The 7,950-nt window shown below is 68.5% G+C and carries 7 protein-coding genes; 4 read left to right on the plus strand and 3 right to left on the minus strand.

Annotated features, from left to right (window positions below):
- Positions 1–31: 31 nt before the first annotated feature.
- Entirely contained in the window at positions 32–1,417 is a 1,386-nt protein-coding gene (locus tag P3T39_RS31335; RefSeq protein ID WP_280702604.1) for a cysteine desulfurase/sulfurtransferase TusA family protein, read from the minus strand.
- 360 nt (positions 1,418–1,777) lie between these two features.
- On the opposite strand from P3T39_RS31335, the gene coxB reads away from it, so the two are divergent.
- The 4 genes from coxB (at position 1,778) to P3T39_RS31355 (ending at position 6,273) form a co-directional block, all read left to right on the plus strand.
- A complete protein-coding gene (gene coxB / locus P3T39_RS31340; RefSeq protein WP_280702605.1) occupies positions 1,778–2,629 on the plus strand; it encodes a cytochrome c oxidase subunit II in 852 nt (283 codons plus the stop codon).
- Positions 2,626–4,401 (plus strand): cytochrome c oxidase subunit I, encoded by a 1,776-nt coding sequence (gene ctaD / locus P3T39_RS31345; RefSeq protein WP_280702606.1) that lies wholly within the window; start codon positions 2,626–2,628, stop codon positions 4,399–4,401. The genes coxB and ctaD overlap by 4 nt, the downstream gene beginning before the upstream one ends.
- A complete protein-coding gene (locus P3T39_RS31350) occupies positions 4,401–4,799 on the plus strand; it encodes a cytochrome c oxidase subunit 4 (RefSeq protein ID WP_280702607.1) in 399 nt (132 codons plus the stop codon). Before ctaD ends, P3T39_RS31350 begins: the two co-directional genes overlap by 1 nt.
- 220 nt (positions 4,800–5,019) lie before the next feature.
- The gene (locus P3T39_RS31355) at positions 5,020–6,273 is read left to right on the plus strand and encodes an Ig-like domain-containing protein (RefSeq protein WP_280702613.1); all 1,254 of its coding nucleotides are present in this window, start codon (positions 5,020–5,022) and stop codon (positions 6,271–6,273) included.
- Positions 6,274–6,346: 73 nt separating this feature from the next.
- On the opposite strand, the gene P3T39_RS31360 is transcribed toward P3T39_RS31355, so the two are convergent.
- Positions 6,347–6,715: a GntR family transcriptional regulator gene (locus tag P3T39_RS31360; RefSeq protein ID WP_280702608.1), complete on the minus strand. Its 369-nt coding sequence runs from the start codon at positions 6,713–6,715 to the stop codon at positions 6,347–6,349.
- 167 nt (positions 6,716–6,882) lie between these two features.
- Positions 6,883–7,950 (minus strand): cytochrome b N-terminal domain-containing protein (locus P3T39_RS31365; protein ID WP_280702609.1); only part of this gene is annotated, 1,068 nt, incomplete at its 5' end.

Below are 7,950 nucleotides of genomic sequence, written 5' to 3' on the forward strand. Positions count from 1 at the left end.
GACGCCCAGGGGCGCCTCCCGGCCGACCGGGTCAGCCGACCCTTCGGACCAGGTAGACCGAGCCCCGGTCGCGCCCGTAGTCGGCGGCCGGGGCTTCGCCCAGGTACTCCTGCCCGCGCATCTCGCACCAGGCCGGGATGTCCAGCCGGGCAGCCTCGTCGTCGGCGAGCACCGCGACCGTTCCGCCCACGGGCACCTCGCCGATCCGTTTGGCCAGCTCGATCACCGGCAGCGGACACCGTTTGCCGAGGGCGTCCAGCACCAGCGTGTCCTGCACGGGCTCGGGGGCCGGCAGATCAAGCCCCAGCGGCGCCCGGACACCCGCCACCACGTCGGGCAGCACGGACAGGAAGCGGTCGATGTCCGCCTCGGGCACGCCGTAGGGGAGCGAGACCCGGATGTTGCCCTCGGTCAGCACACCCATCGCCGCCAGCACATGGCTGGGCATCAGCGTGCTGGAGGTGCAGGAGGAGCCGGAGGAGACCGCGAAACCGGCCCTGTCCAGCTCGGTCAGCAGCACCTCGCCGTCCACGTAGAGGCAGGAGAAGGTGACCAGGTGCGGCAGCCTCCGGACCGGATCGCCGACCACCTCCACCTCCGGCACCAGCCGGGGCACCTGGGTCCTGATCCGGTCCACCAGCGCATGCAGCCGGACGTTCTCCCGCTCGGCCTCGGCCCGGACGGCTCGCAGTGAGGCCGCCGCCGCCACGATCCCGGGCACATTGACATAGCCGGGCACCCGGCCGCCCTCGCGCTCGTCCGAGGGCAGCGGCGAGGCGTACCTGACGCCCTTGCGGACGGCGAGCACCCCGACCCCGGCCGGGCCGCCCCACTTGTGCGCACTGGCCGTCAGCAGCGACCACCCGGACGGCACCGGCAGCCGTCCCACGCTCTGTGCGGCGTCCACCAGCAGCGGCACCCCGCCGATCGCGTCGGCGGTCTCGGCGACCGGCTGGACGGTACCGACCTCGTGGTTGGCGGACTGCAGCACCGCGAGTGCGGTGTCCGGACGGACGGCGGCGGCGAAGTCCTGGGCGGCGGCCAGACCGTGGCGGTCGACGGCGACCTCGCTCACCTCGCCGCCCGAGGCGGCGTGCAGTTCGGCGGTGTGCAGCACGCTGGAGTGCTCCACGGCGGAGTGCACCAGGTGACGGCCTGTCCGGCGGCGGCCCGCCAGCGCACCCAGGATGCCCAGCTGGACGGCCTGGGTGCCGCTTGCGGTGAAGGAGACCTCGTCCGGACGTGCCCCCAGCACCTCGGCCACCGTCTCGCGGGCCGCATCAAGCAGCATCCTGGCCTGTCGCCCGGAGCGGTACAGCCGGGCCGGGTCGGCCCACCCCTCCTCCAGCGCGGCGTTCAGCGCCTGCCGGGCGACGGGGTGCAGCGGTGCGGTCGAAGCCACGTCGAAGTAGGACACGTCCGACAGTATCCCTGTCTCATTCACCGTCAGCCGACCGGGCCGCCGCGCCTCGGCGATCACCCCGTTTGTCCGATTCGCGGAGGCCCGACGGTCCGTCACCCAGGTGTCGCAGTGCCATCCCACGATTGGGTGTGCGAGGCTCGAATGCCCACGGTGACCTGCGAATCCGTCCCTGCCGGGGCTGATCGGGTAGCCGGGCGGCGCGTTAGCGGGACCTGCCCGTCAGGAGCGCATAAGCCTGGAGTAGGGTTTGGCCCGCATAAGCATTCAAACCGTGCCCGTGGCCGGGTTGCCGGGGAGGCGCACAGTACTCCCGGGGGCGACGCGATCGCGGGCGAGACTTCGGGAAGGCGCTACGTGAGTCCCAACGGCTCCGACCGCTCGCCGCGGCGCACGATGCGGCGGAAGCTGCCTCAGGCGCTGGCACTGGGCCTCGTCATCGCGACCGCTACCGGCTGCTCGGCCAATGACCTGCCCAGGCTTGGCCTCCCGTCGCCCGTCACCAAGGAAGGCCCCCTGGTCCTCCACATGTGGCAGGGCTCGTGGATCGCGGCGCTGGCAGTCGGCGTACTGATGTGGGGTCTGATCATCTGGAGCGTGATCTTCCACCGGCGCAGCCGCACCAAGGTGGAGATCCCGGCTCAGACCCGGTACAACGTGCCGATCGAGGCGCTGTACACCGCGGTCCCCATCGTCATCGTCTCGGTGTTGTTCTACTTCGTCGCCCGTGACGAGTCCCGGCTGACCCAGACCTCTGCCAAGCCGCAGCACTTCGTCAACGTGGTGGGCTTCCAGTGGAGCTGGGCGTTCAACTACGAGAACACCGAGAACCCGGACCCGGCGAACACCGACGCCGCGTACGACGTGGGCACTCCCAAGGAGGCGCCGACGCTGTACCTGCCGATCAACGAGACGGTGCAGTTCCGCCTCACCTCGCGGGACGTCATCCACGACTTCTGGCCCGTCAACTTCATGATGAAGATGGACGTCGTGCCGGGTCTGGTCAACAGCTTCGAGGTCACTCCGACCTCGTACGGTACCTTCCGGGGCAAGTGCGCCGAGCTTTGCGGCGTCGACCACTCCCGGATGCTGTTCAACGTCAAGGTGGTCTCGCACGACGAGTACGAGCAGCACCTGAAGGAGCTCCGGGCCAAGGGCCAGAGCGGCGCGGTGCCCTCCGGCATCACGGGCATTGAAGGTGAGAAGTGACTATCCTCAACGAGCCTGCCGCCGCAGGCGGGGCTTCCGGGGTCGCGGTCGGCGGGGCCACACGGACCCGCAAGCCTGGTTCCACGATCATCAAGTGGCTGACCACCACCGACCACAAGACGATCGGCACGATGTACCTCGGTACCTCGTTCGCGTTCTTTCTGATCGGTGGCATCCTCGCCCTGGTCATGCGCGCCGAGCTGGCTCGTCCCGGGACGCAGATCCTGTCGAACGAGCAGTTCAACCAGGCGTTCACGATGCACGGCACGATCATGCTGCTGATGTTCGCGACGCCGCTGTTCGCCGGTTTCGCGAACTGGATCATGCCGCTTCAGATCGGCGCTCCTGACGTCGCGTTCCCGCGTCTGAACATGTTCGCCTACTGGCTGTACCTGTTCGGCTCGGTCATCGCGGTGGCCGGCTTCCTCACCCCGCAGGGTGCGGCCGACTTCGGCTGGTTCGCGTACTCGCCGCTGTCGGACGCCGTCCGCTCGCCGGGTGTCGGCGCCGACATGTGGATCATGGGTCTGGCCTTCTCCGGCTTCGGCACGATCCTCGGTGCGGTCAACTTCATCACCACCATCATCTGCATGCGCGCGCCCGGCATGACGATGTTCCGGATGTCGATCTTCGTCTGGAACACCCTGCTGACCGCCGTGCTGGTCCTGCTGGCCTTCCCGGTCCTCGCGGCCGCGCTGTTCGCCCTGGAGGCGGACCGCAAGTTCGGGGCACACGTCTTCGACCCGGCCAACGGTGGCGCACTGCTCTGGCAGCACCTCTTCTGGTTCTTCGGCCACCCCGAGGTGTACATCATCGCGCTGCCGTTCTTCGGCATCATCTCGGAGATCATCCCGGTCTTCAGCCGTAAGCCGATGTTCGGCTACTCCGGTCTGATCGCGGCCACCATCGCGATCGCCGGTCTGTCCGTGACGGTGTGGGCACACCACATGTACGTCACCGGACAGGTGCTGCTGCCGTTCTTCTCCTTCATGACCTTCCTGATCGCGGTCCCGACCGGTGTGAAGTTCTTCAACTGGGTCGGCACCATGTGGAAGGGCTCGCTGAGCTTCGAGACCCCGATGCTCTGGACGGTCGGCTTCCTGGTCACCTTCCTCTTCGGTGGTCTGACCGGTGTTCTGCTGGCCTCCCCGCCGATCGACTTCCACGTCTCGGACTCGTACTTCGTCGTGGCCCACTTCCACTACGTGGTCTTCGGCACCGTCGTGTTCGCGATGTTCGCCGGCTTCCACTTCTGGTGGCCGAAGATGACCGGCAAGATGCTCGACGAGCGCCTTGGCAAGATCACCTTCTGGACGCTGTTCATCGGCTTCCACGCCACCTTCCTGGTGCAGCACTGGCTGGGTGCCGAGGGCATGCCGCGTCGTTACGCGGACTACCTGGCCTCGGACGGCTTCACCACGCTGAACACCGTCTCCACCATCGGCTCCTTCCTGCTCGGTCTGTCGATCCTGCCGTTCCTCTACAACGTCTGGAAGACCGCCAAGTACGGCGAGAAGGTCCAGGTCGACGACCCGTGGGGCTACGGCCGTTCGCTGGAGTGGGCGACCTCCTGCCCGCCGCCGCGGCACAACTTCCTCACCCTGCCCCGGATCCGCTCCGAATCCCCGGCGTTCGACCTGCACCACCCGGAGATCGCCGCGCTGGACTACCTTGAGAACCACGGTGAGCCGGCCAAGCACTTCGAAGGTGTGACCCCCGCGCAGTACGACCGCCCGTCGCTGGGCAAGGGCAAGAAGGGTGGCGACGCCTGATGAAGGAACAGGGCAAGATCTTCCTGGGGCTCGCCGTCTTCGTTCTGGCGATCGCCATCACCTACGGCCTCTGGGCCAAGGAGGCGGCCGGTACCACCGCGCTCTTCCTGGCCTTCGGCCTGTGCGCCTTCATCGGTTACTACCTCGCCTTCACCGCCCGCCGGGTGGACAGCGGCGCGGGTGACAACCCCGAGGCCGAGGTCGCGGACGACGCCGGTGAGATGGGCTTCTTCGCACCGCACAGCTGGCAGCCGCTCTCGCTGGCGGTCGGTGGCGCGCTGTCCTTCCTGGGCGTCATCTTCGGCTGGTGGCTGATGTTCTGGTCGATCCCGATCATCCTGATCGGCCTGTACGGCTGGGTCTTCGAGTTCTACCGGGGCGAGAACCAGAACCAGTAGGTTCGCCTCTCACCCAACGGCGCCGGGCCGGACACCCCCGAAGGGATGTCCGGCCCGGCGCCGTTCTGCCGTCGCCTGAGCCCACCGGGGTGTATCGCTCACTCGTTCGGTTCACCGGTGCCGGTCGACAGGATGCCGCTTCACAGGTGTCTTCCTAGGCTCGGGCTACATAGTCGAAACCCCTGTGTGACTCTGAGCCCTGGAGGCAGCGTTGAGCGGCATGCACGGAGTGGCCCGCCGACGGGCGGTCATAGTGGCGTTTCTGGTCCTGACTCCGCTGGTCGGGGCCGGGTGCACGGGAGGGGCCGGCGGCCCGTTCGGGGCCGGAACCGTGGATGTCCGTCCGCTGGTCCATGTCCCGGCGGCGGAGGGCGTGGACCCCACCAAGCCCCTCACGGTGACGGCCGAGCCGGGCAGCAGGCTCACCGATGTCACCCTGATCGGCCCCGAGGGCCAGGAAGTGGCCGGGAAGCTCGCCGACGACCAGCGGAGCTGGCAGACCACAGGACTGCTGTGGGCCGGCACCAAGTACCTGGTCCGGGTCGCCGCCGACAACGGGGAGGGCGGTCGGGGCGAGTTCACCGCCCCCGTCGCCACCGCGCCGGGCCGGGCCAAGCTGACCGCCGAGCTCGGCCCGGACTCCAGCGGCAAGGGCCTGTACGGCGTCGGTCAGCCGCTCACCGTCAAGCTCTCCGAGCCGATCAAGGACAGCGCCTCCCGGAAGGAGGTCGAGCGGAGCCTCAGAGTGGTCTCCGAGCCCGCCGTGACGGGCGCCTGGTACTGGGTGGACGACAGAAATCTGCACTTCAGACCGGAGAAGTACTGGCCCGCCCACGCCACCATCAAGCTGAGCTTCGACCGGCCCGGTGGCCTGATCGCGGACGGCCTGTACGTGGGCGACCCGGTCAGCCGCTCGATCCGGATCGGTGACCGGGTGGAGGTCCTGATCGACGCTGCCGCGGACTATCTGACGTACCGGCGCAACGGCGAGGTGATCAACACTATCCCGGTCACCACCGGCAAGCCCGGGTACTCCACCCGCAACGGCATCAAGGTGGTGCTCGGTCAGGAGTCGACCGTCCGGATGAAGAGCGAGACGATCGGCATCGCGGAAGGCAGCAGCGAGGCGTTCGACATGGACGTCCACTGGGCCACCCGGGTCACCTGGAGCGGTGAGTACGTGCACGCCGCGCCCTGGTCGGTGGCCTGGCAGGGCGTGGAGAACGTCAGCCACGGGTGTACCGGGATGAGCACCGAGAACGCCAGGTGGTTCTTCGGGGCGACCCGGGTCGGGGACGTCGTCCAGGTGGTGAACAGCCTGGGCAAGACCATGGAGCCGTTCGGGAACGGCTTCGGCGACTGGAATGTCTCCTGGGGGGAGTGGGTCAAACACAGCGCCCTCGGCAGGACCGTCAACACGGCTGGCAGGGCCGAGGACACCGCTGTGCCGGGTGTTCTGCTGCCGCAGATCTAGCAGGGCCCGCCCGGCCGATCTCTCGCGGACGGTGACCGCGCCCTGAGAGTGCACGGGCCCCGAGTGGGACCCGTCAGGCCCCGTACACCAGCCTGAGAGCGCTGTGGACCGCGCTCACCGCCTCGTCGCGGGAGAGACCGAGGCGGTGAGCGCGGTCGGCGTACTCGGCGGCCGCGGTGGCGGCCAGTCGGTGTGCGGTGTCGCCGACGGCGGCGATCAGGGTGCCCCGTCGGCCGTGCGTCTCGACCACTCCGTCGGCCTCCAGCTCCCGGTAGGCGCGGGCCACCGTGTTGGCGGCCAGACCGAGCTGTTCGGCCAGGGCGCGGACGGTCGGCAGCTTCAGACCGGCCGGGAGAGCGCCGCTGCGGGCCTGTTCGGCGATCTGGGCGCGGACCTGCTCGTACGGGGGAGTGGCGGATGCGTGGTCGATACTCAGCTGCACTGACGGGCTCCTGACGGGTTGTTGGGTCCCATTGTGCCCGCGATGACCGGTACGCCCGTACCCGATCGGCTTTCCGGCTGCCCGTGGGGAACAGCCGAGGGCCCCCTGCCCGGCGGTTGCCGGGCAGGGGGCCCTCAGGTGGCGATCAGCGGCGTTGCCGCGCGGGATCAGTGGTGGCCGTGGCCACTGGTGATCTCGTGGTGCTCCTCCGCCGTCGGCTTGGGGATCTGGCCACCCTCGCCGAAGTAGCCCTGGGAGAGCTTGGCGCGGGTCTTCTCCAGGCGGCCGACCTTGCGCTCGACACCGTTTCCGTCGACCTGGGCCGGGATCTCCAGCGGCTGGTGCTGCTCGTGGGCCACGTACTTGTACAGCTTGTCCTGAGGCAGCTGGGCGTGGACCTCGACGAACTCACCGTGCGGCAGGCGCTTGATGACACCGGTCTCGCGACCGTGCAGCACCTTCTCCTTGTCGCGGCGCTGGAGGCCGAGGCACCAGCGCTTGGTGATGAAGAAGACCACGACCGGCACGACGAAGAAGCCGGCCCGGACGAAGTACGTGATCGAGTTGAGCGACAGGTGGAAGTGCGTGGCGAACAGGTCGTTGCCACCACCGATCAGCAGGACCAGGTACTCGCTGATCCAGGCGGCGCCCAGAGCGGTGCGGACCGGGGCGTTGCGCGGGCGGTCCAGGATGTGGTGCTCGCGCTTGTCGCCGGTGATCCAGCTCTCGATGAACGGGTAGACCGCGATGGCGACCAGGACCAACGGGAAGATCATCAGCGGGACGAAGACACCCAGGTTGAGGGTGTGGCCCCAGGCCCGGACCTCCCAGCCCGGCATGACGCGGATCAGACCCTCGGAGAAGCCCATGTACCAGTCGGGCTGGGCGTCGGTGGACACCTGGTCGGGACGGTACGGGCCGTACGCCCAGATCGGGTTGATCGTCGCGATCGCGGAGATCGCCGCGATGATGCCGAAGACCAGGAAGAAGAAGCCACCGGCCTTGGCCATGTAGACCGGCATCAGCGGCATGCCGACGACGTTCTTCTCGGTCTTGCCCGGGCCCGCCCACTGGGTGTGCTTGTGGTAGAAGACCAGGATCAGGTGCGCCACCAGCAGGCCCAGCATGATGCCCGGGATGAGCAGCACGTGGATGGTGAAGAACCGCGGCACGATGTCGGTGCCGGGGAACTCGCCGCCGAAGAGGAACATCTGGATGTAGGTGCCCACCAGCGG

The organism is Kitasatospora sp. GP82 (genome assembly GCF_029892105.1).
Lineage (GTDB): Bacteria > Actinomycetota > Actinomycetes > Streptomycetales > Streptomycetaceae > Kitasatospora.